The 24,128-nt window shown below is 61.9% G+C and carries 23 protein-coding genes; 10 read left to right on the top strand and 13 right to left on the bottom strand.

The annotated features are described in order from the left end of the window. The first annotated feature begins 194 nt into the window (after window positions 1-194). Window positions 195-1,598 (top strand): sodium:solute symporter family protein, encoded by a 1,404-nt coding sequence (locus HX815_RS04615; protein WP_134326584.1) that lies wholly within the window; start codon window positions 195-197, stop codon window positions 1,596-1,598. A gap of 37 nt (window positions 1,599-1,635) precedes the next feature. Next, window positions 1,636-2,562, top strand: a complete 927-nt coding sequence (locus HX815_RS04610) for a pyridoxal-phosphate dependent enzyme (protein WP_177027866.1) — start codon at window positions 1,636-1,638, stop codon at window positions 2,560-2,562. Window positions 2,563-2,676: 114 nt separating this feature from the next. Here HX815_RS04610 and HX815_RS04605 read toward each other — a convergent pair whose 3' ends face one another. The 4 genes from HX815_RS04605 to aldA form a co-directional block, all read right to left on the bottom strand. After that, entirely contained in the window at window positions 2,677-4,287 is a 1,611-nt protein-coding gene (locus tag HX815_RS04605; RefSeq protein ID WP_177023076.1) for a GMC family oxidoreductase, read from the bottom strand. A 27-nt stretch (window positions 4,288-4,314) separates the two neighbouring features. After that, window positions 4,315-5,532, bottom strand: coding sequence for a mandelate racemase/muconate lactonizing enzyme family protein (locus HX815_RS04600; protein ID WP_008432553.1), 1,218 nt, complete (start codon window positions 5,530-5,532; stop codon window positions 4,315-4,317). Window position 5,533: 1 nt separating this feature from the next. Further along, entirely contained in the window at window positions 5,534-6,844 is a 1,311-nt protein-coding gene (locus HX815_RS04595; RefSeq protein ID WP_003212550.1) for a nitrate/nitrite transporter, read from the bottom strand. Window positions 6,845-6,920: 76 nt separating this feature from the next. Next, window positions 6,921-8,345 (bottom strand): aldehyde dehydrogenase, encoded by a 1,425-nt coding sequence (aldA, locus tag HX815_RS04590; protein ID WP_177027865.1) that lies wholly within the window; start codon window positions 8,343-8,345, stop codon window positions 6,921-6,923. 208 nt (window positions 8,346-8,553) lie between these two features. Here aldA and ccoN point away from each other — a divergent pair, with 208 nt between their 5' ends. Both ccoN and HX815_RS04580 read left to right on the top strand, forming a co-directional pair. Further along, window positions 8,554-9,981, top strand: a complete 1,428-nt coding sequence (gene ccoN / locus HX815_RS04585; protein WP_177008515.1) for a cytochrome-c oxidase, cbb3-type subunit I — start codon at window positions 8,554-8,556, stop codon at window positions 9,979-9,981. Beyond that, window positions 9,981-10,202 carry a CcoQ/FixQ family Cbb3-type cytochrome c oxidase assembly chaperone gene (locus tag HX815_RS04580; protein WP_102369024.1) on the top strand — a complete coding sequence of 74 codons (222 nt, stop codon included), beginning with the start codon at window positions 9,981-9,983 and terminating at the stop codon, window positions 10,200-10,202. The genes ccoN and HX815_RS04580 overlap by 1 nt, the downstream gene beginning before the upstream one ends. Before the next feature lie 110 nt (window positions 10,203-10,312). Here the strand turns inward: HX815_RS04580 and HX815_RS04575 are convergent, their stop codons facing one another. Continuing rightward, a complete protein-coding gene (locus HX815_RS04575; RefSeq protein WP_003212554.1) occupies window positions 10,313-10,807 on the bottom strand; it encodes a hypothetical protein in 495 nt (164 codons plus the stop codon). A 126-nt stretch (window positions 10,808-10,933) separates the two neighbouring features. Here HX815_RS04575 and HX815_RS04570 point away from each other — a divergent pair, with 126 nt between their 5' ends. Beyond that, complete coding sequence (locus tag HX815_RS04570) at window positions 10,934-11,629, top strand: aspartate/glutamate racemase family protein (protein ID WP_003212555.1); 696 nt, start codon at window positions 10,934-10,936, stop codon at window positions 11,627-11,629. Here the strand turns inward: HX815_RS04570 and HX815_RS04565 are convergent. The 3 genes from HX815_RS04565 to HX815_RS04555 all read right to left on the bottom strand — a co-directional run bounded on the left by HX815_RS04565 (window position 11,626) and on the right by HX815_RS04555 (window position 14,560). After that, a complete protein-coding gene (locus tag HX815_RS04565; protein ID WP_003212556.1) occupies window positions 11,626-12,138 on the bottom strand; it encodes a GNAT family N-acetyltransferase in 513 nt (170 codons plus the stop codon). The genes HX815_RS04570 and HX815_RS04565 overlap by 4 nt on opposite strands. 78 nt (window positions 12,139-12,216) lie before the next feature. Continuing rightward, window positions 12,217-13,362 carry a glycerate kinase gene (locus tag HX815_RS04560; RefSeq protein WP_177027864.1) on the bottom strand — a complete coding sequence of 382 codons (1,146 nt, stop codon included), beginning with the start codon at window positions 13,360-13,362 and terminating at the stop codon, window positions 12,217-12,219. Between the two features lie 91 nt (window positions 13,363-13,453). Then, window positions 13,454-14,560: a sugar diacid recognition domain-containing protein gene (locus tag HX815_RS04555; RefSeq protein ID WP_003212558.1), complete on the bottom strand. Its 1,107-nt coding sequence runs from the start codon at window positions 14,558-14,560 to the stop codon at window positions 13,454-13,456. 161 nt (window positions 14,561-14,721) lie between these two features. Between HX815_RS04555 and HX815_RS04550 the strand changes: the two genes are divergently transcribed. Beyond that, window positions 14,722-16,032: an MFS transporter gene (locus HX815_RS04550; protein WP_003212559.1), complete on the top strand. Its 1,311-nt coding sequence runs from the start codon at window positions 14,722-14,724 to the stop codon at window positions 16,030-16,032. Window position 16,033: 1 nt separating this feature from the next. Here HX815_RS04550 and HX815_RS04545 read toward each other — a convergent pair whose 3' ends face one another. After that, on the bottom strand, window positions 16,034-16,321 hold the full coding sequence (locus HX815_RS04545; protein WP_177027863.1) for a hypothetical protein: 288 nt from the start codon (window positions 16,319-16,321) through the stop codon (window positions 16,034-16,036). Between HX815_RS04545 and HX815_RS04540 the strand changes: the two genes are divergently transcribed. Then, window positions 16,287-16,640 (top strand): hypothetical protein, encoded by a 354-nt coding sequence (locus HX815_RS04540; protein ID WP_023658819.1) that lies wholly within the window; start codon window positions 16,287-16,289, stop codon window positions 16,638-16,640. The genes HX815_RS04545 and HX815_RS04540 overlap by 35 nt on opposite strands. A 65-nt stretch (window positions 16,641-16,705) precedes the next feature. Here HX815_RS04540 and HX815_RS04535 read toward each other — a convergent pair whose 3' ends face one another. Then, entirely contained in the window at window positions 16,706-17,410 is a 705-nt protein-coding gene (locus HX815_RS04535) for an SDR family oxidoreductase (RefSeq protein WP_003212561.1), read from the bottom strand. 100 nt (window positions 17,411-17,510) lie between these two features. On the opposite strand from HX815_RS04535, the gene HX815_RS04530 reads away from it, so the two are divergent. From HX815_RS04530 to rarD, 3 genes are all read left to right on the top strand, one after another. Further along, window positions 17,511-18,413 (top strand): LysR family transcriptional regulator, encoded by a 903-nt coding sequence (locus HX815_RS04530; RefSeq protein WP_008432540.1) that lies wholly within the window; start codon window positions 17,511-17,513, stop codon window positions 18,411-18,413. A 76-nt stretch (window positions 18,414-18,489) separates the two neighbouring features. Next, on the top strand, window positions 18,490-19,500 hold the full coding sequence (locus HX815_RS04525) for an aldo/keto reductase (protein ID WP_008432538.1): 1,011 nt from the start codon (window positions 18,490-18,492) through the stop codon (window positions 19,498-19,500). Window positions 19,501-19,637: 137 nt separating this feature from the next. After that, on the top strand, window positions 19,638-20,519 hold the full coding sequence (rarD, locus tag HX815_RS04520; protein WP_023658818.1) for an EamA family transporter RarD: 882 nt from the start codon (window positions 19,638-19,640) through the stop codon (window positions 20,517-20,519). On the opposite strand, the gene HX815_RS04515 is transcribed toward rarD, so the two are convergent. From HX815_RS04515 to HX815_RS04505, 3 genes are all read right to left on the bottom strand, one after another. Then, on the bottom strand, window positions 20,488-21,720 hold the full coding sequence (locus tag HX815_RS04515; protein ID WP_256351040.1) for a dermonecrotic toxin domain-containing protein: 1,233 nt from the start codon (window positions 21,718-21,720) through the stop codon (window positions 20,488-20,490). The genes rarD and HX815_RS04515 overlap by 32 nt on opposite strands. Window positions 21,721-21,878: 158 nt before the next feature. Continuing rightward, window positions 21,879-22,955, bottom strand: a complete 1,077-nt coding sequence (gene hppD / locus HX815_RS04510) for a 4-hydroxyphenylpyruvate dioxygenase (protein WP_003212566.1) — start codon at window positions 22,953-22,955, stop codon at window positions 21,879-21,881. 249 nt (window positions 22,956-23,204) lie between these two features. Further along, window positions 23,205-24,128, bottom strand: a complete 924-nt coding sequence (locus HX815_RS04505) for a DMT family transporter (RefSeq protein WP_177027862.1) — start codon at window positions 24,126-24,128, stop codon at window positions 23,205-23,207.

Below are 24,128 nucleotides of genomic sequence, written 5' to 3'. Positions count from 1 at the left end.
AAGCTCGAGGCCGAACGCAGGTATTGCGCAGCGGCCCTCGCTGTAAGAGCGAAACCATAGGTAGCCGTTACCCAGATAACGGATATACACCCATACCAAAAGAGTATCAAACCATACCAACCCGATATTAGACGAAAGCAAAACCAGCAGAGGAAACTACCCACAATTACAAAAATACCTAAAGAGTATAAAAAATGCCCACCCACTCCTCATGGATCGTACTGTCCATCACCGGCCTGTACATGCTCAGCCTGGCACTGATCAGCTACGGCGTGCGCCGCCACTCCCGCAGCGCCAACAACTACACCACCGGCGGCGGCCACTTCCCGGCGTTCCTGATCGGCTTCCTGATGCTCTCGGAATTTATCGGCACCGCAGTCAGCATCGGCACCGCCCAAACCGGCTTCAAGGTCGGCATCTCCGCCGCATGGAACCTGTTCGCCCTGGCCCTGGGCTTCGTACTCTTCGCCTGGCTACTGGCGCGCAAATACAAGGACCTGGGCGACAACACCATCTCCGGCGTACTCGCGCGCAACTACGGCCAACGCACCCGCTTCGCCACGTCGATCATCACCATCTTTGCCCTGGAGATCGTCGCCGTCTCGATCTACGCCAGCGGCGGCGCCGTATTGGCCAGCGTGATGCAAGTAGACCGAACCCTGGCGATCGTGATCGTCGGCGTAGTCTCGGTGGCATACGTCAGCATCGGCGGCATGCGCTCAGTGATCTACACCAACTTCGTCCACGCCGCCCTGAAATACCTGGGCGTCGGCTTGGCCTTGTGGTTCGGCTTGAAGCAGGTGGGCGGCATCGGCCAGCTGCAAGCGCAATTGCCTGCCAGCATGTTTGACTGGACCGCCGTGGGTTGGGGCCAGATCATCGCCTGGATGATCGCCGGGATCGGTTCGATCTTCTCCACCCAATACGTAATCCAGGCGGTGAACACCGTCAGCCACGCAGGCAAGGCCCAGCGCGCCTGCTTCTACGTGGCGGTGCTGATGGTGCCGTTCGGCATCGGCGCAGCACTGATCGGTATGTGCAGCGCGGTGCTGTTCCCCCATGTCGACTCCCTGCAAGCCTTCCCCACCCTGATCGCCAGCATGGACCAACTGACGGCCGGGCTGGTGGTGGCAGGCCTTGCCGGCTCGCTGTTCGGCACCATTTCGGCGGTGAGCATGGGCTCGGCGACGTTGTTGCTGCGGGACTTCTACGAGCCATGGTTCAACCCGGAAAAAAGCGACGCCAAGTCCCTGCGCTTCGTGCGCCTGGCGACCATCGCTGTCGGCCTGTTGCCGATTGCCCTGGCACTGACCTCGGACAAGGTGCTGATGATCGCCTTCCTCGGCAAGGCGTTGCGCGCCTCCCTGGCCGTGCTGGTGTTGATGGTGTTCTACGCGCCGAAATTCGGCACGGCGGCCGGGGCATTCCTGAGCATCATTGCCTCGTTGCTCGCGACCGTGGGCTGGTTCCTCGCCGGTAATCCGTGGGGCATCGACAACGCCTACATCGCCCTGTTCACGCCGTTGATCATCATGGGCATCAGCCATGTGACGCGCCGCAGGACACCGGCCGCCCCCCTGGTGGCAGCCACGAGCTGAGGTAGGATGGCAGCCTCACCCAAAAGGAACTTGTGAAATGCTGCCGATTCGCACCCCGTTGATCCTGCACCCCGGCTTGTCTACCGCTACCCGGCGGGTCTGGCTGAAGCTCGAGAACCTGCAACCCTGTGGCTCGTTCAAGTTGCGCGGCATGACCACGCTGTGCGCCTACGCGGCGAGCCAGGGCAAGACCACGGTGGTATGCCCCTCCGGCGGCAATGCCGGGCTGGCCACGGCCTTCGCGGCGCGCGGCCTGGGGTTGCAGGCGCGGATCGTGGTGCCGACCACCACCCCCGAAGCCACCTGCGCACGCATCCGCCAGGCCGGGGCCGAGGTGGTGGTGCACGGTGATCTGTGGGATCAATCCAATGAGCTGGCGCTGCAACTCTCCGAATCACCTGAGGCACTGTATGTGCCGGCCTTTGATCACCCGCTGTTGTGGGAAGGCCACAGCAGCATGATCGATGAGATTCTCGAGGACTGCCCTCAGGTGGGCGCCATCGTGACCTCGGTGGGTGGCGGTGGACTGCTCGCGGGCGTTCTGACGGGCCTGGAGCGTCATGGGCGGTTCGGCTGCAAGGTGATTGCGTGTGAAACGGCGGGCGCGGCTTCGTTTGCTGCTGCCGTAGAGGCTGGAAAGCCCGTGCGGCTGGCGAAGATCGATACCGTGGCCAAGTCGTTGGCCGCGACCCAGGTGGCGGCGTGGCCGGTGCAGCATATCGGCAGGTTTGCCCATCAATGCGTGGTGTTGAGTGATGCCGACGCGATGATGGGCGTGGCGCGGTACGCCGATGATTTACGCCAGTTGGTGGAACCGGCATGTGGGGTTTCGTTGGCCGTGGCGTATCTGGAGCATGGGGCGATTGCCGGGATTGAGGATGTGGTGGTGATTGTGTGTGGTGGGGTAAGCATCAGTGCCGAAACGGTTGCCCAGTGGCAAAACACGGTCTCTCTACCGAATTAAATCCCCCTGTGGGAGCGGGCTTGCTCGCGAAGGCGGTGGTTCAGTCGACATATCCAGCGCCTGACACACCGCCTTCGCGAGCAAGCCCGCTCCCACATTTTATCGGTGGTGCCCTCAGGCATCCTGCAGGATCAGATCCGCGCCCTTCTCCGCCACCATCAACACCGCCGCATGGGTATTGCCCGAGGTCACGTTGGGGAAAATCGACGCATCGACAATCCGCAGCCCTTGCATCCCGTGCACCTTCAGGCGCTTGTCCACCACCGACACCAGCGGGTCCGAGCCCATGGCGCAAGAGCCACACAGGTGATAGATCGAGCCGCTGTTCTCGCGGAAGTACTGCAGCATCTGCTCATCGGTTTGCACCGCCGGCCCCGGCAATACCTCGGCCACAGTAACGCCCTTGAGCGCCGGCGCCTGCATGATCTTGCGCATCAGCCGGCTGCCCTGGATCACCTCGTCGATGTCCTTTTGGGTGCTCAGGTAGTTGGGGTCGATCAAGGCCGCGTCCCGTGGGTTTTTCGAGGCGATGCGGATCGTCCCGCGGCTGGTAGGCCGGCACGGGTTGAAGCACAGCAGGAAGCCTGAATACGGCTCGGGCTTGAGGCTGGCCTTGTTGTTTTTCGGGATCTGGTACGACAGCGGGTTGAAGTACAGCTGCAGATTGGGGTGCGCCTGCCCTTCGTTGCCGCGAAAGAACCCGCCGGCCTGGTTGACGCTCATGGCCAGCGCGCCCTTGCGGGTCAGCAGGTATTTGAGGCCGAGTTTGACCTGGCCAAACAGCGAACTGAGCTGGTCGTTCAGGGTCGGGATATTGGCCTTGTAGTAATAGCTGGCGCAGAGGTGGTCCTGCAGGTTCTGCCCCACTGCAGGCAGGTCCTTGACCAGCGGGATGTTGTGTTCGGCGAGCAATTGCTTGTCCGCCACACCCGACAGTTGCAGGATCTTCGGCGTATCCACCGCCCCGGCGCACAGGATCACCTCCTTGCGCGCGCTGAAGGTGCGGACCACGCCGTGCTGGGTCACGCTGATGCCGGTGGCGCGTTGTTGATCGTCGAACAGCACGCGGTCTACCAGCGCATGCAACTCCACGGTCAGGTTCGGCCTACCCAACGCCGGGTGCAGGTGCGCAAAGCTGCTGGAGCAGCGCTCACCGTTGCGGGTGTTGACGTCGTAGAGGCCCGCACCTTCGAAGTTCGGCCCGTTGAAGTCATCGCTCAGGCCATAGCCCAATTGCTCGCAGCCCTTGAGAAATACATCGCAGATGGCATGGGTCTGGCCCTTCATCGGGGTGATGCTGATGGGGCCGCTGCTGCCGTGGTATTCGGTGTCGCCCAGGGGGTGATTTTCCAGCTTGCGGAAGTACGGCAGCACGTCCTTGAAGCCCCAGCCGTCGTTGCCATTGGCCGCCCAGTCATCGAAATCATGGGCCTGGCCGCGCACGTAGATCATGGCGTTGATCGAGCCGGAACCGCCCTGCACCTTCCCCCGCGGGGCATAGATGGCACGGTCGGCCAGCTGTTTTTGCGGCTGGCTGTAGTACATCCAGTTGAAGGTCGGGTTGTAGTACATCTTGGCGAAACCGACCGGGATCTTGAACCACCAGGAGCTGTCCTTGCCGCCGGCTTCCAGCAGCAATACCGAATGCTCGCCCGAGGCGGAGAGTCGGTTGGCCAGGACGCAACCTGCGGCGCCGGCGCCGGCGATGATGTAGTCGTATGTCATTCACGGTTACCGCATAAGTCGTTTTTTTTAGCCCTTGGCGGGCGAAGTGTCTTTCACGTCAGCAGGCGTGGGCGCCATTTGCAGGTGCAGCCGCTCGCCGGTGTACGGCGTGTGCTTGCGCACCACGTCCATGTTCAGCTCCACCCCAAGGCCCGGCTCGGTGGACGGGATGATGTAGCCGTCCTCCCATTGCAGCGGCTTGGTCAGCACTTCGGCATGGAAGCCGCCCCAGGTCATGATGCTTTCCTGGATCAGGAAGTTCGGCGTGCACGTGGCCAACTGGAAACTCGCCGCTGCGCCGATCGGTCCGTTGTACAGGTGCGGGGCGATCTGCGCGTAGTAGGCCTCGGCCATGCTCGCGATTTTCTTGGCTTCCAGCAGGCCGCCGCAGCGGGCCACGTTCATTTGCAGGATCGATGCACCACCGGCCTGCAAGAGCTTGAAGAACTCGTACTTGGTGGTCAGGCGCTCGCCGGTGGCGATGGGAATGCTGGTCTTGGCCGCGACTTGGGCCATGGCCTCTTCCTGGCCTGGTGGCACCGGTTCTTCGAACCACAGCGGGTCGTATTTCTCCAGGCGCTTGGCCAGGCGAATCGCCGACGACGGCACCATCTGCCCGTGGGTGCCGAACAGCAGGTCGCACTTGTCGCCCACCGCCTCGCGAATCTTGCGGCAGAAGGTTTCGCAGCGTTCCAGCACTTCCAGGGAGATCTGGTGGCCGGAGTACGCGGTGTACGGGCCTGCCGGGTCGAACTTCACGGCGGTGAAGCCCTTGTTCATGTTCTCGATCGCGCATTCGGCGGCCAGGTCCGGGTCGTCGTAGTCGTACTCGCCCTTGCTGTTGACCGGGTACAGGTAGGTGTAGGAACGCAGGCGTTCGTTGACCTTGCCCCCCAGCAACTCATAGACCGGTTTGTTGGCGGCCTTGCCGATGATGTCCCAGCAGGCCATTTCCAAGCCGCTGACCACCCCCATCATGGTCAGATCGGGGCGCTGGGTGAAACCGCTGGAGTACGCCTGGCGGAAGAAGCGCTCGATGTGGTGCGGGTCGTGGTTGAGCAGGTAGCGCTCGAACACGTCCTCGATGATCGGCAGCATGGCCTTGGGGCCGAAGGTGGCGGCGTAGATCTCGCCCACGCCTTCGATGCCGCAGTCGGTTTTCAGTTTGACGAACAGCCAGTACATGCCGCCGATGTGCGGCGGCGGTACGGCGACAATATGGGTTTCAAGGGCGACGATTTTCATCTCAGGCACCTGTCTGGTTGAATTTTTTACGATTGATCCGGGCGCGCAAGGTCAGGGCCGCGAGGGTCCCGAGCACGCCGATGAAGGCGATGTAGCCGAAGTACAGGTTGTAGCCGACCTGCCCCGGGTATGTGTCGGTGAGGTAGCCATTGATCAGCGGGATAAAGGTGTCCGGCAGGTAACCCACCACCGAGACGATGCCGATGGCCAGGCCGGTGATGCGCAGCGGGATGTCGCAGCTGTCGAGGATCGCCCAGTACAGGCCGCGAATCGCGTAGGTCATCAGGCCGATAAAGATCACCGTGCCGATCAGCAAGCCGAGGCTGCCAATGGCCGGGAACACGATCAGGCCGACCATCGCCAGGGTCACCAGCAGCAGCGCGACGATCAGCACCGAGATGTTCGAAAACTTGTCCCCCAGCCAGCCGCCGCCGATCCCGCCGATGGGTCGCATCCACAACTTGATGGTGGTGATGGTGCCGGCCATCACGGCGGTCATGCCGCTGCCTTGCAGGTAATCGGAGAAGCTGTAGGTGGCCCAGAACATGTGGTAACCGCAGAACACGATGGCGGTCACCAGCCACAGCTCGGGGATTTTCACCAGGGTGGTGAGGTCGGCGATCAGGTTGAACTTGCCCTTCTCGACCGCCGCAGTTTCGGCCATGGACTTGGGGTCCTTGAGCAGCACCAGCACACAACCAATGGCGATACACACGAACGAATACAGGTAGACCACGTGCTTGAAGCCTTCGGCCGCAGTTTGGCTGCGGGTCTCGGTGGCGTAGGCGAACAGCCCCAGGGCCACGGTCGCCAGCAAGGCTTCCACCAGGCCACGGCCGCCGTCGAGGATGCCGAAGAAACGGCCCTGCTCACTGTGATGGGCGATCATCTTCACCCGCTTGAGCACCGAAGCCCAGAAGGTCAGGCCGGTGGTCAGGCCCCAGCAGCCGAAGATGATCATCAGGCCGGTCATCGACGGCACAGTGGAGTACCAGATACCCAGGGCCCCGGTGGCCACCAACGAAAAGAAGATCAGGAAGCGTGGCGGCAGGCGATCGGCCAACCAGCCGCTCGGCAGGTAGCTGAGCAGGAAGATCGTACCGAGCATCGAGTACAGATAACCCAGCTGGCTGTGGTTGATCTGGAACACCTCGAGCATGGTGGTCTGGTAGACCTGGCGCAGGTAGAGGATCGGGTAGATCGCCCCGGCAGCCAATACCAGCAACATCAATTGGAAGTAGCGACTGGCTTTGTCGCTTTTAGCCGCGGACACGGCATCGAAACCCTGGGCAACGGGTGCAGGCTTGGACATCTTGTAGACCTCGGGCACCCACTGTGCAGGTGCCCCGATAATTGTTTTTATTGAGGTGAAGCCGGTGGTCGGTGAATCAGTACTTCATGACCACCAAACGGGTCTGGGTGAATTCAAGCATCCCGTGCTTGCCGTCATCGCCGCCCAGCCCTGAGCGTTTCCAGCCGGCGTGGAAACCCTGGTAAGGGTCGGCCGGGGTCCGATTGACGTACAACTCGCCGGCCTCGATGGCGTTGGCGACTTTCATGGCCGTGCGGTAGTTCTCGGTATAGAGCACCGACGACAGGCCGAACTGGTGATCGTTGGCCATGGCCAGCGCTTCGTCGATATCGCGGTACTTGAGCACCGGCAGCACCGGGCCGAAGATTTCTTCCTGGATGATTTCCATGTCCTGGCGGCAGGCGCTGAGCAGCGTCGGCGGGTAGAAATGGCCCGGGCCGTCGGGGAGTACGCCGCCTGTTTCCAGTACAGCACCGTCGGCGATGGCGCGCTCGACCATGGCGTGAATATTCTGCCGGGAGCTGGCGTTGACCAGTGGGCCCATCAGGCCCGCATCCGTGGCACGGTCACCGAATTTGACGGCGCCGATCTTGGCCTTGAGCAGGGCCAGGAATCGGTCATAGACGCTTTCCTGCACATACACCCGCTCGACGGCCGTGCACAGTTGGCCGCAGTGGGTGGTCTTGGAAGCGATGATGTCGCTGGCGGCTTTTTCCAGGTCGGCGTCGGCCTCGATGATCGCCGGGGTCTTGCCGCCCAGCTCCAGGGACGGCTTGGCGATGTTGGCCTTGCAGTAGTCGAGCACGATGCGCCCGGCGTTGACGCTGCCGGTCAGGGTGATCAGGCCCATGGCCTTGTGGGTGCACAGGGCGGCGGCGGTGGCGTGGTCCATGGTCAGGATGTTGATCACGCCGGCCGGCATGCCCGACTGCTCGACGGCGCGGGCGATTTCAAAGGCGGACAACGGCGTGTTGTTGCTCGGGCGCACCACCACGGTGTTGCCGGCAATCAGCGCCGGGGCGATTTTGCGCAGCAGGGTATAGACCGGGTAGTTGAACGGAATCAGGCAAGCCACGACGCCAATGGGCTCGCGTTGCAGGAACAGGTTTTCGTCCGGGGTGTCGCTGGGGATGATTTCGCCTTCGATGCGGCGTGCCCATTCGGCGTGGTAGCGGGTGATCTGGGCGGCGTAGCGCGCTTCGTTGCTGGCGTCGTCGAGGCTTTTGCCGGATTCGCTGGCCAGCGCTCGGCCTATGCTTTCAGCGCAGGTTTCGAGGGCGGCGGCGAAAGCCCGCAGGTGTTCGGCGCGCTGGATGCTGGTGAGCTTGCCCCAGGTTTTCTGTGCGCTGGCGGCGGCATCGACGGCCGCAATGGCTTCATCAGGGGTGGCGGCGGACACCCGGCCTACCTGGGCCTCGGTCGCGGGGTTGTAGACCGCGATTTGGGCGGTGCTGGCAGGTTCGGCGAAGTGGCCGTTGTAAAAGTTGCGCTCGATTTGCATATGGTTTTTTGCCCAATCGTTGTTGTTTTGCGAGTGACTTGCAGTTTTGTCATTGGGCGGGGGTTGGACAAACGATTTATTGACGGGGGTAACGTGCGAAAAATGCAGGTTAGTGGCTGATCCGTATTAATGACCCGGGTCTGAGTCTGTATTGTTCTACCCATACTTCCTACAGTGCCGCCCACTTGGAACCGTGGGAGGACTAAGCATGCAACCACCATCAACCGCACAGGCCTACAACTACAAGGTCGTGCGTCAATTCGTCATTGCAACCATCGTCTGGGGCGTGGTCGGCATGGCCATGGGCGTGTGGATCGCCTCGCAACTGGTGTGGCCCGAGATGAACCTCGACCTGCCGTGGACCACCTTCGGGCGCCTGCGCCCGCTGCACACCAGCCTGGTGATTTTCGGCTTTGCCGGCAGCGCGCAATTCGCCGCCAGCTACTACGCAGTACAGCGCACCTGCCAGGTACGGCTGTACTCGGACAAGCTCGCTGCCTTTACCTTTTGGGGCTGGCAGTCGGTGATCGTGATCATGCTGGTCAGCCTGCCACTGGGCTACACCACCACCAAGGAATACGCCGAGATCGAGTTCAGCGGCGCGGTGTGGATGACCGTGGTGTGGGTGGCCTATGCGATCGTGTTTTTCACCACTGTGGTGCAGCGCAAGACCCAGCACATCTACGTCGGCAACTGGTTCTTCGGTGCATTTATCGTGGTGATCGCCATGCTGCACGTGATCAATCACCTGTCGATCCCGGTGGACTGGTTCAAGTCCTACCCGGTGTATTCCGGGGCCACCGACGCGATGGTGCAGTGGTGGTACGGGCACAACGCCGTGGGGTTCTTCCTGACCACCGGTTTCCTGGGGATGATGTACTACTTCGTGCCGAAGCAGGTCGGGCGGCCGGTGTATTCCTATCGCCTGTCCATCGTGCACTTCTGGGCGCTGATCACCCTCTACATCTGGGCCGGTCCGCACCACCTGCACTACACCGCGCTGCCGGACTGGGCGCAGTCGCTGGGGATGGCGATGTCGCTGATCCTGCTGGCGCCGAGCTGGGGCGGGATGATCAACGGCATGATGACGCTTTCCGGGGCCTGGCATAAATTGCGCACCGACCCGATCCTGCGCTTCCTGGTGCTGTCGCTGGCGTTCTACGGGATGTCGACCTTTGAAGGGCCGATGATGGCGATCAAGACCGTCAACGCCCTCTCCCATTACACCGACTGGACCATCGGCCACGTCCACGCCGGCGCCCTGGGCTGGGTGGCGATGATCACGTTTGGCTCGCTGTACCACATGATCCCGAAAATCTTCGGGCGCGCGCAGATGCACAGTGTGGGGCTGATCAATATGCACTTCTGGCTGGCGACCATTGGCACGGTGCTGTACATCGCGTCGATGTGGGTCAACGGCATCACCCAGGGCCTGATGTGGCGGGCGGTGAACGATGACGGCACCCTCACCTACTCGTTTGTGGAAGCGTTACAGGCCAGCCATCCGGGATTTGTGGTGCGATTCGTCGGCGGGGTGTTCTTCCTCAGCGGCATGTTGCTGATGGCGTACAACACCTGGCGCACCGTGCGTGTGGCGGATTTGAAGGTAGCGCAGCTTGACGCGCAGATCGCCTGATGTGGGAGATAGCGCTGAACCTGGCGGCGGTGATCGGCCTGTATGGCGCGGTGGAGTATTGCCTGCGGGGCCAGTCGAAGGAGAGCCTGGATGAGGCCAGCCTGACGCCGTTCGCCGATGACCCGGAAGTGGCACGGCGGGTGGAGCTGGCCACGGGCAAGCGGGTCAACGCGGTGGCGCCTGAGGAAACAAAGCAGGACTGGGGCAATATAGAGATCTAATTGTGGGAGCGGGCTTGCTCGCGAATGCGGTGGTTCAGTCAACATATACAGCGACTGACACACCGCTTTCGCGAGCAAGCCCGCTCCCACACAAGCACCACATTGAGCGACTAGCCGCGTTCGCGGGGAATCAGGCTCTGCAACTGCAACGCCAGGAAGTTGGCATCGAAGCCGAACGTATCCGGGTCTTTCAAACCGTTGGTTTTCTTCCACAGCCAGTCGTTTTTCCCCGGCAGCAATACCAGGGAAATGCTGCCGTAGCGGGCGGCGGTCAAGCCCATCACCGACAGCGAAATCAAACCGCCGGCGCCCATCACATCCGGCACGAACTCCACCGGTTTGCCGGCGATATGGATGGTCAGTTTCTCGGTCTTGAAGGTGGAGGTCTCCACCGGCACGCTGGGGCCGGAAGCCACGTACGCCTCGCGCTGCACTTCCAGCAAACCGACCGTCTTCACAGGCGCAAGCCACTGCTCGATCTGGCCGAACAACTCGCCGATCTTCTGCGCCCAATGGGCCGACTGCACTTCGAACTGCTGTTTCTTGTGGGCTTCGCTGTCGGCGTAATGACGCAGCATCTCGCCCAGTTGTTGTACATCGTCCATTGCCGTGTTCCTTGGGTGACCCATGTTGCGAGCCTTGATCATGGCAGATGCCGCACACCGGCGTATGACTAAAGCGCAGCGCGCGGGTAATGTGGTGCCCTCGCCCGTCCAATTCAGGAGCATCGCATGCGCACCATCGGCCTTATCGGCGGCATGAGCTGGGAGTCCAGCGCCGAGTATTACCGCATCATCAACCAGAACGTGCGCGACCAGCTCGGGCCGCTGCGCTCGGCACAACTGTTGATGTACAGCGTCGACTTCGGCCCGGTGGAGCAGGCCCAGCACGCCGGGCGCTGGGACGATGCGGCGCTGATCCTCGAAGACGCCGCCCGCCGCCTGCAAGCCGGGGGCGCCGAGTGCATCGTGCTGTGTACCAACACCATGCACCTGGTAGCGCCGCGGATTGAAGCGGCGGTGTCGATACCGTTTCTGCATATTGCAGACGCTGCCGGCGCGGCGGCCGTGGAAGCTGGCACCCTGAGCGTTGGCCTGCTGGGTACCGCGTTTACCATGGAGCAGGAGTTTCTCAAGTCACGCCTGGCGGCACAGGGGCTGACCGTGCTGGTGCCGGACGCTGAAGAGCGCCAGGCCGTGCACCGGATCATTTACGAAGAGTTGTGCGTCGGGGTGATCAGCGACGCATCGCGCGAGGTGTACCAGCGGGTGATCGAGTCTTTGGCCGCCCGTGGCGCCCAGGCCATCATCCTCGGCTGTACGGAAATCAGCCTGTTGATCAAGCCGCAGCACAGCGACCTGCCCTTGCTGGACACCACCGAGCTGCATGCGCAGGCTGCGGTGGCGTTTGCGTTGCAGGACGACTAGGCCGGCTTGCGGATGCGCGCCATGGTCAGCGTGTCGACGAATGCGCCGTCACGCACGGCGTAGTCGCGCAGCAGGCCTTCGGTCTCGAAGCCGAACTTGTGGTACAGCCGGTGGGCGGCTTCGTTGTCGGCGTACACCGTGAGTTCCACCCGGTGCAGGTTCATCCAGTTATCCGCCACCTCCAGCGCCGCGCCCAGCAGCCGGGAGCCCACGCCCTTGCCCTGCCAGGCGGTGGCGACGCCCATGCCGAATGAACCGACGTGGCTTTGGCGCACGCGCAAATACTGTTCCAAACCCAGCTGGCCGATCACTTCACCGGCATGCAGCGCCACCAGCTGTAGCCGCCGCTCGTTGTCCTGCACCAGGCGTTTGCGCCAGGCCTCGACTGACTGGAAAGGCATTTGCAGCACCTGACGGCAGACAGCCGGGTCGTTGTAGAGCGCAGCGACGCCTTCAAGGTGGGCCTCGGTGAAGCGCGTGATAACGATCTTGGGTTCAGGTGTGTGCATGGTGTTTCGTCCTTTGAAAAACACGTGGCCGACCAGTGTAGGCGGCAAAGCCTCAGAATGGCGAGCCCTGCACTGCACTCATCGGGAACGCGAAGCCACCAATTTCCAGACCCGCGCGATGTCCGAGGCGCGCTCGCGCAACAGGCGCGGTGCCTCGCTGCAGGCCTGCTCCAGGGTAGTCGGGCCGGACGGCAAGGCGAACGCGACATCCACACCGTGGGCGTACATCTGCTCATAGCCATCACCCAGGGTGCCGGCGATCACGATCACCGGCACGTTTTGCTGCCTGGCGATCCGCGCCACGCCAAACGGGGTCTTGCCGCGCAGGGTCTGGGCATCGAACCTGCCTTCGCCGGTGATCACCAGGTCGGCGCCACGCACGGCTTGCTCAAGCCCAACAAGCTCTGCGACCACTTCAACACCCGCGCGAAACTGCGCGCCAAGGAACGCCTTGGCGGCGAAACCCAAGCCACCGGCGGCGCCGCTGCCGGGTTCGTCGCGTACGTCTTTGGGCAATACCCTGGCGCAGTGATCGGCAAAATGGCCGAGGGCCGCATCCAGTTGTTCGACTTGCTGGGGATTGGCGCCCTTTTGCGGGCCGAAAATCGCCGAGGCCCCGTGAGGACCGCATAAAGGGTTGTTCACGTCGGCGGCGATTTCGAAGCGCACTTCGTTCAGGCGGGGGTCCAGTTGTTCAAGGCTGATGCGCGACAGCTTGCCCAGCGCCAGGCCGCCAAGGGGCAGCGCTGCTCCCTCGGCATCAAACAACTGCACACCCAGGGCTAGCATCGCCCCGGCGCCGCCGTCGTTGGTGGCGCTGCCGCCAATGGCCAGGATGATGCGCTGGGCGCCGGCATCCAGGGCGGCGCGGATCAGTTCGCCGGTGCCGAAGGTGCTGCTGGAACACGCATCTCGCTGACCCGGTGGCACGAGTTGCAGGCCGCTGGCTTCGGCCATTTCGATGATTGCGGTGTGGCTCTCGGCCAACCAGCCCCAATGCGCGTCGACACTGCCGCCCAATGGCCCTTGCACACGGCTGGTGCGCAGCTCGCCCTGGCAGGCGGCGAGTACCGATTCCACCGTGCCCTCACCACCGTCCGCCATTGGGCACTTGATCAGCTCGGCGTCGGGCCACACGCTGGCCAACCCCTCGGCAATGGCATTCGCCACGCCCTCAGCACTCAGGCTGTCCTTGAACGAGTCGGGGGCGATGATGATTTTCATGGGCTTTCTCCGGTTTTTATAACGCCCATGCTGCCAGTTGGCACCGGCAATAACGCCGGTCCATTGCACAAGAGTGGCTGGGGTTTGTTGTTCATTTGGACAAAGCTTGCGGCAATAGCTGCACGCCGAGGTACAACGCGAGCATGCCGTCGAGGGTCAGCGGGTCGACGCCGCTCAGCTCGGCGATGCGTTCCATGCGGTAGCGCAGGCTGTTGCGGTGGATCCCCAGGGCATCGGCGCAGGCTTGGCTTTGGCCGTCGTGGTCGCACCAGCTGCGCAGGGTCGCCAGCAACTGGCCGTTGCTGTCCTTGGCCAGTACCTTGCGCAGCGGGTTGAGCAGTTCGTCGAGGGCGTCGTCGTTGCGGTGGCGCCAGAGCATGACCGGCAGGCGGTAGCGATTGAGGGTCAGCAACCGCGATTCGGGCAGCACATCACGGCCATAGGCGAGCAGGTCGCCGACCCGCCGGTAACAACGGCGCAGGCCGGCCAGCCCGTCCGCTTGCCCGCCGACGGCGACCCGCAGGATGTTCCAGCCCAGGCCGTCGAGCTTTTCCAGCAGGCGCGGGTTATCGACTTGCACCGACGCCGGCCGGCACCACAGCAGGGAAAACTGCGCGGAGCTGACGCACCAGCTGTCGGGGTAGCGCGAGGTCAGCCAGGCGCTCAAGGCCTCGGCCGACTGGCCGCTGCCCAGCTCGAACAGGTACGGCGTGCGCGCCAGCTGCGGCTTGAGGCCCAGTTGCTGGGCTTCATCCACCAGGCGCGGCGAATCGCCGGTCTCGGCCAGCAGCAGTGCCAGCAGATCATCGCAGCGCTGGCGCCGCCATTGCTGCTCGGCTTGCTGGTGACGCTGGCTGACCAGCATTTCGGCGGTCATGCGCACCAGTTCGGCATAGGTGCGCAGCAATTCCGGCTCACCGGTAATGCCCAGCACGCCGATCAGGCGCTGGTCGTGCAGCAGCGGCAGGTTGATCCCGGGTTGCACGCCCTTGAGGTGCTTGGCGGTCTGGCCGTCGATTTCCACCACCCGCCCGTTGGCCAGCACCAACTGCGCGCCTTCGTGGCGGGTGTTGATCCGCTCGGGTTCGCCGCTGCCCAGGATCAGGCCCTGGCTGTCCATGACGTTGACGTTATAGGGCAGGATCGCCATGGTGCGATTGACGATATCCTGCGCCAGGTCATGATCCAGCTCGAACATGGGGCTAAATTCCTGAAAAAAACCGGTTGTTCATAGGCACAGCGCAAACCATGCTTCACTGTGCGCGAGCACAAAGACAGCACCCCTTGAGGTGGCCGAGACTCGTTGGGCGATCAACGTTACCCTCGCATCGCGAAAAATCATAATAAAGAGAGACTGCCATGTCACAGAGCGCCGCTGTTACCCAGGCCACCGATGACGATAAAAACGCCGTATACAAGCGCATCACCCTGCGCCTGATCCCCTTCATTTTCATCTGCTACCTGTTCAACTACCTCGACCGCGTCAACGTCGGCTTTGCCAAGTTGCAGATGCTCGACGACCTGAAATTCAGCGAGACCGTGTACGGCCTCGGTGCCGGGATCTTCTTTATCGGCTACGTGCTGTGCGGCGTGCCGAGCAACCTGGCGCTGACCAAATTCGGTCCACGGCGCTGGATTGCGCTGATGATGATCGTCTGGGGCGCCCTGTCCACCTGCCTGTTGTTCGTTACCACACCGACGCACTTCTACGGCTTGCGCCTGCTGACCGGCGCCGCTGAAGCCGGGTTCTTCCCGGGCGTGGTGCTGTACCTCTCGCAGTGGTTCCCGACCTTCCGCCGTGGGCGGATCATGGCGCTGTTCATGTCGGCGATTCCGGTATCCGGCCTGCTCGGCAGCCCGTTCTCCGGCTGGATCCTCAACCACTTCGCCGCCGGCCAGGGCGGGCTTGCGGGCTGGCAGTGGATGTTCCTGCTGCAAGGCGTGCCGACGGTGATCCTCGGCGCCCTCGCCTACTTCCTGCTCAGCGACAGCTTTGCCAACGCCAAGTGGCTCACGCCCCATGAGCGCGCGGTGCTGGAAGCCGACCAGGCGACCGACCTGGCCAACAAACCGAAGACCACCAGCGACTCGCTGCTGGAAGTGTTCAAGAACCCGGCGATCTGGGCGTTCGGCCTGATCTACTTCTGCATCCAGAGCGGTGTGTACGCCATCAACTTCTGGCTGCCATCGATCATCAAGAACATGGGCTTCAGCGATAACCTGGTGATTGGCTGGTTGAGTGCGATCCCGTACCTGCTGGCGGCGGTGTTCATGCTGCTGGTGGGCCGCTCTGCCGACTTGCGCAAGGAGCGTCGCTGGCACCTGGTGGTGCCGATGCTGATGGGCGCGATCGGGCTGGTGATTGCGGTGAACTTTGCAACCACGCCGGCCATTGCGATCCTCGGCCTGACCATCGCCACCATGGGTGCCCTCACCGGCCTGCCGATGTTCTGGCCGGTGCCAACCGCGATGCTCAGCGCAGGTGCGGCAGCGGGTGGTCTGGCGTTGATCAACTCCATGGGCCAGATGGCGGGGTTCCTCAGCCCGTATATCGTCGGGTTTGTGAAAGATGCCACCGGGTCTACGGACCTGGCGCTGTACCTGCTGGCGGCGGTGATCGTCGCGGGCAGTGTGCTGGCGTTGCGCATGACGCGCACACTCAAGGCTTGAATCAGCGCTGACCGGTGCCGCGATATCGAGGGCGGCGCCGGTCATCTATCTGCTCATATAAAGGCGTGTTTTTATAGGCAAACAACTGCCTGACAGCCGTATTAACCTCTACGCCCATTCCAGGTAACAAATAGGCTACAACCTTTACCCAGCCTTTACTTTCGTACCCCATCATCCCGTCCGAAACCGCTGTCTGAAGCATATGCCCGGGGATATTATCAAGACCGGTTCGGTGCATATGTAGAGGACTTATCATGATCAGTCGACTCTCAAAAATGAAAGTAGCCATGTTGCTCATTGCCACCCTCGCCATCGCAGGGCAAGCAGAAGCCCGTGGAGGATATGGCTATGGCTGGGGTCACGGTTATGGGTACGGGCATGGCGGTGGTTGGGGCTGGGGTGGCCCGGCTTTGCTGGGTGCGGTTGTCGGCGGTCTCGTAGTGGGGTCAGTGGTCGCCAACTCCCAGCCTCCGGTCTATGTGCAGCAGCAACCGGTTTACGTGCAACCGCAGCCGGTGTACATCCAACAGCCGCCGCCGGTCTATTACCAGGCGCCACCTCCAGGCTATTACTACCCGCCACAACCGGTTCCGGTGCCACGTTATTAAGCACGGCCCTATTACTGATAATGCAGGTCCCGCCTGAAAGCGGGACCTTTTTTATTCAGCTGCCTTTAGAGTAATCCGCCGCCGTCGACATCAATCACGCTACCGGTGATAAACCCGTTCTCCATCGCCAACACGTACCCGGCAGCCACTTCTTCGGCCTGCCCCACGCGCCCCACCGGCAACGCCCCGCCCGCCTTGGCAAACATTGCCAGTCGCTGCTCATCGGACAATCCGGCATACGCCTCGGTGTCGATCACGCCCGGGCTGACCACATTGACCCGCCGTGGCGCCAGTTCCTTGGCCAGTTGCTTGCCCAGCGCTTCGGTCGCCGCATTGATGCCGGTCTTGATGAACTGCCCCGCGACCGTTTTGCGCCCCAACTGCCCCGACGTCAGGGTGATGCTGCCGCGCTCGGCGAGAAATGGCAGCGCCGACTGGATCGCCCGCAGCGAACCCCAGAGCTTCACGTTGAAGTTGTCTTGCGCCAGGTTCAGGTCGGTCTCGATCAGGGCCTTGGCCTGCACCGCAGGCCCTGCGGTGTAGACCAGATGGTCAAACGGCCCCACGGTTTCGAACAAGCGCTGTAATGAGGCTGCGTCGGTCACGTCCACCTGCTCGCTGCGCACCCCGTTCTCCACGGTTGAAGACAAGCGCCGCCCGGCCAGCACCACATGGGCACCGCGTGCCACGGCCTGCTTGGCCACCGCGGCACCAATGCCGCTGCTGCCGCCAATGACGATGATGGTTGTGCCGTTGAGGGGAGATGTCATGGGGAAATACCTGGCTGAGAAAATGAGCTTTCATCTTCCCAGCTTGGCAATCGTTGAAAAATCCCGGTAAAACGACAAGATCTTTAAAGGATTTTTACAAATGAGCTCAATCCTCGACCTTGAAGTGTTCGTACGCACTGCTGACACCGGCAGCCTGTCGGCAGCCGCCCGCAGCCTCAGCCTGACCCCGGCCGCAGCGAGCATTGCCCTCAAGCGCCTGGAAACCCGCCTGGGCATCCGGCTGCTGGCGCGTTCCACCCGCAGCATGCGCCTGACCGAAGAAGGCCGGCGCTACCTCGACAGTGTGCGCGTGGCACTGGAGGCGCTGTCGGAAGGCGAACAGGCGGTCAAGCAGCAAGGCCAGAGCCTGAGCGGGTTACTGCAATTGGCCGCGCCCTCGGATTTCGGGCGCAATGTGCTGCTGGGCTGGCTGGATGAGTTCAAGCTCGAACACCCGAACGTGCGCCTTCAGTTGCTGCTCAATGACAGCAATGCCGACCTGTTCCGCGAAACCGTCGACATCGCCCTGCGCTTCGGCGTACCACGGGACTCCAGCCTGGTCGCGTTGCCGGTGGTGCCCGACCACACGCGGGTGGCGTGCGCCAGCCCCGACTACCTCGCGCGCCACGGTACGCCACGCCTCCCCCAGGACCTGGCACAACACAGCACGCTGCGCTATATGCGCCAGGGTCGGGCGAACAACACCTGGTACTTTCGCCAGGGTGAGGTGTTGCAGGAAGTCGAGGTCGGCGGCGACTACCTCAGTGATGACGGCGAGATCGTGCGGCGCTGGGCGTTGGCCGGTCACGGCATCGCCTATAAAGCGCGGCTGGATGTAGCCCGCGATATCAAGGCCGGGCGCCTGGTGCCGTTGCTCACCGATTGGCAAGGCGAACCGACCCCGTTCAATCTGATGTGTCCCCATCGGTTGCAGGTGTCGGAGCGGGTCAAGGTACTGCACCGCTTCCTGCAACTTCGCTGCGCCGAACTATTACCGCAATAACCGTCGCGGGGCTTGTTCCAGAGCCTTGCTCTCTGGTATTGGATAGGGCCTGTCTCCCCCTTTTGAGGTGTTCACGATGATTTACCGCACACTGGGCCAGTCCGGGTTGAAGGTCAGCGCACTGACCCTGGGCAGCATGATGTTTGGCGAGCAGACCAACACCGAGGACTCGCTGCGCATCATCGACAAGGCCTGGGATCAAGGCATCAACTTTATCGACACCGCCGACGTCTACACCGGCGGGCGCTCCGAGGAAATCGTCGGCGAAGCCATCGCCCGCCAGCGCCAGGATTGGGTGCTGGCCTCGAAGGTCGGCATCGGCCCGGCGGATGGCCTGCCGAACCGCAGCGGCCTGAGTCGCAAGCGGATTTTCAATGCGCTGGAAGCCAGCCTGACGCGCCTCGACACCGATTACCTGGACATCTATTACCTGCACCGCGAAGACCACAACACGCCACTGGAAGTCACGATTTCAGCGATTGGCGACTTGATCCGCGAGGGCAAGATCCGCCACTGGGGCCTTTCCAACTACCGCGGCTGGCGGATCGCCGAAGTGATCCGCGTGGCCGAGCGCCTCGGGGTGGACAAACCGATCATCAGCCAGCCGCTGTACAACATCGTCAACCGTCAGGCCGAGGTGGAGCAGATCACCGCCGCCGCCGCATATGGCCTGGGCGTGGTGCCTTACAGCCCGCTGGCCCGTGGCGTGCTCAGCGGCAAATATGCGCCGGACGTAACGCCTGAAGCCGGCAGCCGTGCCGGGCGCCAGGACAAGCGCATCCTGGAAACCGAATGGCGCGTTGAATCCCTGCGCATCGCCCAGCAGATCCAGCAATACACCCAGGGCCGTGGCGTGGGGATTGTCGAGTTCGCGATTGCCTGGGTCCTGAACAACTCGGCGGTCAGTTCGGCGATTGTCGGGCCGCGCACCGAGGCGCAGTGGGATGCCTACACCGGCGCGCTGGAGGTGAAGATCACGGCGGAGGACGAAGCATTCATCGACTCGCTGGTCACGCCAGGGCATGCATCGACGCCAGGGTTCAATGATGTGAGCCACTTTGTGTCGGGGCGAGTTGCCCGGCCATAAGTCCCTTTTATGGGGGGACCTGAGAAATCCTCCCATAAACCGCTCCAAAACAGAGCAAACATCTCACCTCAAAAGCACTATATTCCCTCCCTGAAATCCCCCCTTCTTTTGTATCAATCGGCTTTCGTGAGGACAGTGTGTCTAAAGGTGTTGTGTTATCGGTCTTGGCCTCGGTGTTGTTTGCCGTGATGTATTACTTCACGTCGCTGCTTACGCCCTTGAGCGGCCTGGAGATCTTCGGCTGGCGCATGTTGTTGACGGTGCCCTGCATGACCGTGTTCATGATTGTCAGCGGCGAGTGGCGACGGGTGTGGGAACTGGTTCGGCTGGTTGCGGCCAAACCCGCGCTGATCGGCGGGGTCGTGGTGTCTTCGGCGCTGCTGGGGGTGCAGTTGTGGCTGTTCATGTGGGCGCCGCTCAACGGTCGCAGCCTGGATGTATCGCTGGGCTATTTCCTGCTGCCATTGACGATGGTGCTGACCGGTCGGCTGGTGTATGGCGAACAATTGTCACGCCTGCAAAAGATTGCGGTGTTCTTCGCCGGTGCTGGTGTGCTGAACGAGTTGTATCAGGTGGGCGGATTCTCCTGGGCAACCCTGGTAGTGATCATCGGCTACCCGGTTTACTTCGTACTGCGCAAACGCCTGAAGACCGACCACCTCGGCGGGCTGTGGCTCGATATGGCGCTGATGTTGCCGGTGGCACTGTGGTTCGTGCAAAGCGGCGAACAGGGTTTTGCCGTGCTCGACGCCCACAAGGGCTTGTACGCCTTGATCCCGATGTTGGGCTTGATCAGTGCGTCGGCGCTGGTGTGCTACGTCGTCGCCAGCCGCTTGTTGGCCTTCAGCCTGTTCGGGCTGCTCAGCTATGTAGAACCGGTGCTGCTGCTCGGCGTGGCCTTGTTGTTGGGCGAAAGCATCAAGGCGGGGGAATGGCTGACGTATCTTCCGATCTGGCTCGCGGTGATGGTGCTGGTGTTTGAAGGCTTCAAGCATTTGGTGCGTCAGCAGAAGGCCTGACAGCGCTTTTTTTTGCTGCCATTTCGAGCATTACAGCCGTTTGCGACACCCCCCCTCGGATGGCCCCGTAATACGGAATCCTGCCTTGGATTTCGTCGCCTATTTGCGTCAGTGCGGCGTCCATTTGCGCCTTTTCAACGCCAAACAGCTTACCGAGCCGGTTGTCCTGGTTGAGTTCAAGCAAGGTGCCGGTGACGGGGTTTTTGACGATTTTTTCGATGGACTGCGCCACATCCTCAGGCACGCCCAGTGCGATCAAGGCCGTCCCAATGCCTGAACCCGGATTCTTCAGTTGGCGGATGAACTCGTCGAACAGCCCCCATAAATCGTTGGCACCTACATTATCCAGGCTGACACTGACGACCGTTTTCAAGTATTGCTCTCGCGAGACAGGCGACAGCGGCTGGTCATTGTTCAGGCCGTTTTTCACAAAGTAGAAGTTGCCCTTGTTACCTCCTCCATGGAAGTTGCCGTAGGCATCGTACTGATAGAGTACGGTTTCTCCGTCCGGACGTGTGCCTGCGAAAGTCACCCGGCCATCACGGGTCTCAACTTTCAGGTAGGTCCCCGTCAGCCCGTTGACCGGTACCGGCGGCACGCTTGTGTGCTTGTCCAAGCGATTGAAGATATCGCCCTTTTCGTAGCCAAAAGGCCCGACCACGGCATTGATATCGCCTGCGGCGAAGCGCGTCATCGTGTCTTTTACCCGCTTTGTCTGATCGGCAGGTGCATTGCGGGAAAAATGCCCGGCAAATACATCCAACTTCTCAGGGTCGGTGGCGACCTCTTTGAGCCAGGCGTTCATTTCTTCAAGGTTATTGAATTCGAAGAACGAATTGCCCTCCACGTCAGGAATGTACAACAGGACATTCGTTCCGGTTTCAGAGGCGGGTACGCGTTTGACCACCAGAATGTCGCTCGACTGGATCCCGTCCACCGCGAACGTGCAGACCTGCGCACCGACGGTTGATGAGGTACCCGGGGCCAATACGGCATTGGCCAGTTCGACGCCTGCGGCGGTCAGCTCGCCTTGCGCACTGCTCCATTCCACGTTCGAGGAAAACGTCACGCGGGCGACAGTGGCAGGACTTAATGGGGAGGGATCGGTTGGGGCCAAGGGACTGATGGCGGGTACGTCGTTGACGGCTGCTGCCTGATTCAAACCTGGAGGTGGACTACCGGTGTGCGCAATGACTGTCATACATGAACCTCAACTGGGCATATGACACTGAGTAACGCTGGCAGTGAATTCCGTTCCTGGCCGCTAGCAACCGCCTATGTCCCGATGTTTCTGCCGGGCAACAAAAAGCCCGGCCAGGTGCAATCCCGGTCGGGCTTTTTTGTGTATCGCCCAGGCGATCAGTCAGCGGTCAACACACCACGACGCACTTGGTCGCGCTCGATGGATTCGAACAGCGCCTTGAAGTTGCCTTCACCAAAGCCGTCGTCACCCTTACGCTGGATGAACTCGAAGAACACCGGGCCCATCAGGGTTTCCGAGAAGATCTGCAGCAGCAGGCGCTTGTCCCCCGCCACTGACGAGCCGTCCAGCAGGATGCCCCGTGCCTGCAGTTGATCCACCGGCTCGCCGTGGTTCGGCAGGCGGCCCTCGAGCATCTCGTAGTAGGTGTCTGGCGGCGCGGTCATGAAGCGCATGCCGATCTTCTTCAACGCATCCCAGGTCTTGACCAGGTCATCGGTGAGGAAGGCAACGTGCTGGATGCCCTCGCCGTTGAACTGCATCAGGAACTCTTCGATCTGCCCGGCACCCTTGGACGATTCTTCGTTCAGCGGGATGCGGATCATGCCGTCCGGGGCGCTCATGGCCTTGGAGGTCAGGCCGGTGTATTCGCCCTTGATGTCGAAATAGCGCGCCTCACGGAAATTGAACAGCTTCTCGTAGAAGTTCGCCCAGTAGGCCATGCGGCCGCGGTACACGTTGTGGGTCAAGTGGTCGATGACCTTGAGGCCCGCGCCCACCGGGTTGCGCTCGACACCTTCGAGGTACACGAAGTCGATGTCATAGATCGAGCTGCCTTCACCAAAGCGGTCGATCAGGTACAGCGGCGCGCCGCCAATGCCCTTGATCGCCGGCAGGTTCAACTCCATCGGGCCGGTTTCGATATGGATAGGCTGGGCGCCCAGTTCCAGGGCCCGGTTGTAGGCCTGTTGCGAGTCCTTGACGCGAAACGCCATGCCGCACACCGACGGGCCGTGCTCGGCCGCAAAGTAGGAGGCGATGCTGTTGGGTTCGTTGTTGAGGATCAGGTTGATCTCGCCCTGCCGGTACAGGTGTACGTTCTTGGAACGGTGGGTCGCGACCTTGGTGAAGCCCATGATCTCGAAGATCGGCTCCAGGGTGCCCGGGGTTGGCGATGCGAATTCGATGAACTCAAAGCCCATCAGGCCCATTGGGTTTTCGTACAGGTCTGCCATTTTCGGTGCCTCATCATCATTCTTGTAATTAACAAATGTTTATTTGCGAGCAAGGATGAGGTCAGCGGGTGGCGCACAGGAGATACCCCGCACGCTGCGGGCGAGGAAGTCACCAAAGATGAGGGGGGACCCGAGTAGCTTCATGGTTACATCAGTCTCTGACGGGCGAGGCTTGCGTTAGCGCAAGTCCTTATTCTTGTATGCGTAAATCGATTCTACACAGCGTAAACAGATTTGTCCGTACTCTTATCAAATCCCCATTGCCCTGGCCCGCGCAAGGGGTTTGTTGCACAGATAGATGCCCAGCAGGATGACCGCCCCACCCAGCAGCATCGGCACGGTCAGTTGCTCGCCAAGCAGCAATGCGCCGCAGATCACTGCCGTCAGCGGATTGAGGGCGATAAATACACCCGCACGGGTGGCGCCAATGCGGCGCAGGCCATCGTAGTAGCCGATGTAGGCCAGTGCCGAGCCCAGCACGCCCAGGTACAGCAAACTCATCAGTTGGGGCAGATCAATCCGGCCCAATGCGGCCATCGTTAGCCGACCCGTCACCAGCGTGGTGATCGTCAGCATCAGCGTGCCCAGCAGGATCGACCAGGTCACGGTTTGCAACGGCCCCAGGCGCTGGTTGAGACTCCGGGCAAACAGCGAGTACACGCCCCACCCCACCACGCAGCCGAAAATCAGCAGGTCACCGACCCACGCATCTGCCGTGCCCTGCAGCAACTGAGGGTTGCGACTGACGATCACCAGCCCTGCGCCACCCAGGCACAGCGCGATCCCCACCAGCTTGAAGCAGCCCAGGCGTTCCTTGAACAGCAGCCACGAGGCCAGGCCAATCACTGCCGGGTTCAGCGCCACGATCAATGACGCCCGGGACGCATTGATGTAATGCAGGCCGTAGAAAAAACACAGGTTGTAGAAAAAGATCCCGAAAAAGCCCAGCACCATCAATTGCACCCATTGCGCGGTGGTCGGACGCACCAGGCGAATACGCGCGACGCCCAGGAAGGCCAGCAGCGCCAGGCTGGCCAGTGCAAAGCGCACGGTCGCCGCCAACAGTGGGTCCAGGCCTGCCGCCAGATAGCGCCCGGCAACGAAGGTGCCGCCCCAGATCATGGTCACGGCCGCCAGCTTCAGATATGTCAGACGGTCAGGGCTCGGGTTCAT

The organism is Pseudomonas sp. E6002 (assembly GCF_013385565.1).
In the GTDB taxonomy this organism is placed as follows: domain Bacteria; phylum Pseudomonadota; class Gammaproteobacteria; order Pseudomonadales; family Pseudomonadaceae; genus Aquipseudomonas.
This window is presented reverse-complemented; position numbering and strand designations above follow the sequence as displayed.

Bases quoted from the DNA above. Each gene is read 5' to 3' on its own strand.
- HX815_RS04615 (WP_134326584.1), top strand. From the start codon at position 195: ATGCCCACCCACTCCTCATGGATCGTACTGTCCATCACCGGCCTGTAC.
- HX815_RS04610 (WP_177027866.1), top strand. From the start codon at position 1,636: ATGCTGCCGATTCGCACCCCGTTGATCCTGCACCCCGGCTTGTCTACC.
- HX815_RS04605 (WP_177023076.1), bottom strand. From the start codon at position 4,287: ATGACATACGACTACATCATCGCCGGCGCCGGCGCCGCAGGTTGCGTC.
- HX815_RS04600 (WP_008432553.1), bottom strand. From the start codon at position 5,532: ATGAAAATCGTCGCCCTTGAAACCCATATTGTCGCCGTACCGCCGCCG.
- HX815_RS04595 (WP_003212550.1), bottom strand. From the start codon at position 6,844: ATGTCCAAGCCTGCACCCGTTGCCCAGGGTTTCGATGCCGTGTCCGCG.
- aldA (WP_177027865.1), bottom strand. From the start codon at position 8,345: ATGCAAATCGAGCGCAACTTTTACAACGGCCACTTCGCCGAACCTGCC.
- ccoN (WP_177008515.1), top strand. From the start codon at position 8,554: ATGCAACCACCATCAACCGCACAGGCCTACAACTACAAGGTCGTGCGT.
- HX815_RS04580 (WP_102369024.1), top strand. From the start codon at position 9,981: ATGTGGGAGATAGCGCTGAACCTGGCGGCGGTGATCGGCCTGTATGGC.
- HX815_RS04575 (WP_003212554.1), bottom strand. From the start codon at position 10,807: ATGGACGATGTACAACAACTGGGCGAGATGCTGCGTCATTACGCCGAC.
- HX815_RS04570 (WP_003212555.1), top strand. From the start codon at position 10,934: ATGCGCACCATCGGCCTTATCGGCGGCATGAGCTGGGAGTCCAGCGCC.
- HX815_RS04565 (WP_003212556.1), bottom strand. From the start codon at position 12,138: ATGCACACACCTGAACCCAAGATCGTTATCACGCGCTTCACCGAGGCC.
- HX815_RS04560 (WP_177027864.1), bottom strand. From the start codon at position 13,362: ATGAAAATCATCATCGCCCCCGACTCGTTCAAGGACAGCCTGAGTGCT.
- HX815_RS04555 (WP_003212558.1), bottom strand. From the start codon at position 14,560: ATGTTCGAGCTGGATCATGACCTGGCGCAGGATATCGTCAATCGCACC.
- HX815_RS04550 (WP_003212559.1), top strand. From the start codon at position 14,722: ATGTCACAGAGCGCCGCTGTTACCCAGGCCACCGATGACGATAAAAAC.
- HX815_RS04540 (WP_023658819.1), top strand. From the start codon at position 16,287: ATGATCAGTCGACTCTCAAAAATGAAAGTAGCCATGTTGCTCATTGCC.
- HX815_RS04545 (WP_177027863.1), bottom strand. From the start codon at position 16,321: ATGGCTACTTTCATTTTTGAGAGTCGACTGATCATGATAAGTCCTCTA.
- HX815_RS04535 (WP_003212561.1), bottom strand. From the start codon at position 17,410: ATGACATCTCCCCTCAACGGCACAACCATCATCGTCATTGGCGGCAGC.
- HX815_RS04530 (WP_008432540.1), top strand. From the start codon at position 17,511: ATGAGCTCAATCCTCGACCTTGAAGTGTTCGTACGCACTGCTGACACC.
- HX815_RS04525 (WP_008432538.1), top strand. From the start codon at position 18,490: ATGATTTACCGCACACTGGGCCAGTCCGGGTTGAAGGTCAGCGCACTG.
- HX815_RS04515 (WP_256351040.1), bottom strand. From the start codon at position 21,720: ATGACAGTCATTGCGCACACCGGTAGTCCACCTCCAGGTTTGAATCAG.
- hppD (WP_003212566.1), bottom strand. From the start codon at position 22,955: ATGGCAGACCTGTACGAAAACCCAATGGGCCTGATGGGCTTTGAGTTC.
- HX815_RS04505 (WP_177027862.1), bottom strand. From the start codon at position 24,128: ATGAACCCGAGCCCTGACCGTCTGACATATCTGAAGCTGGCGGCCGTG.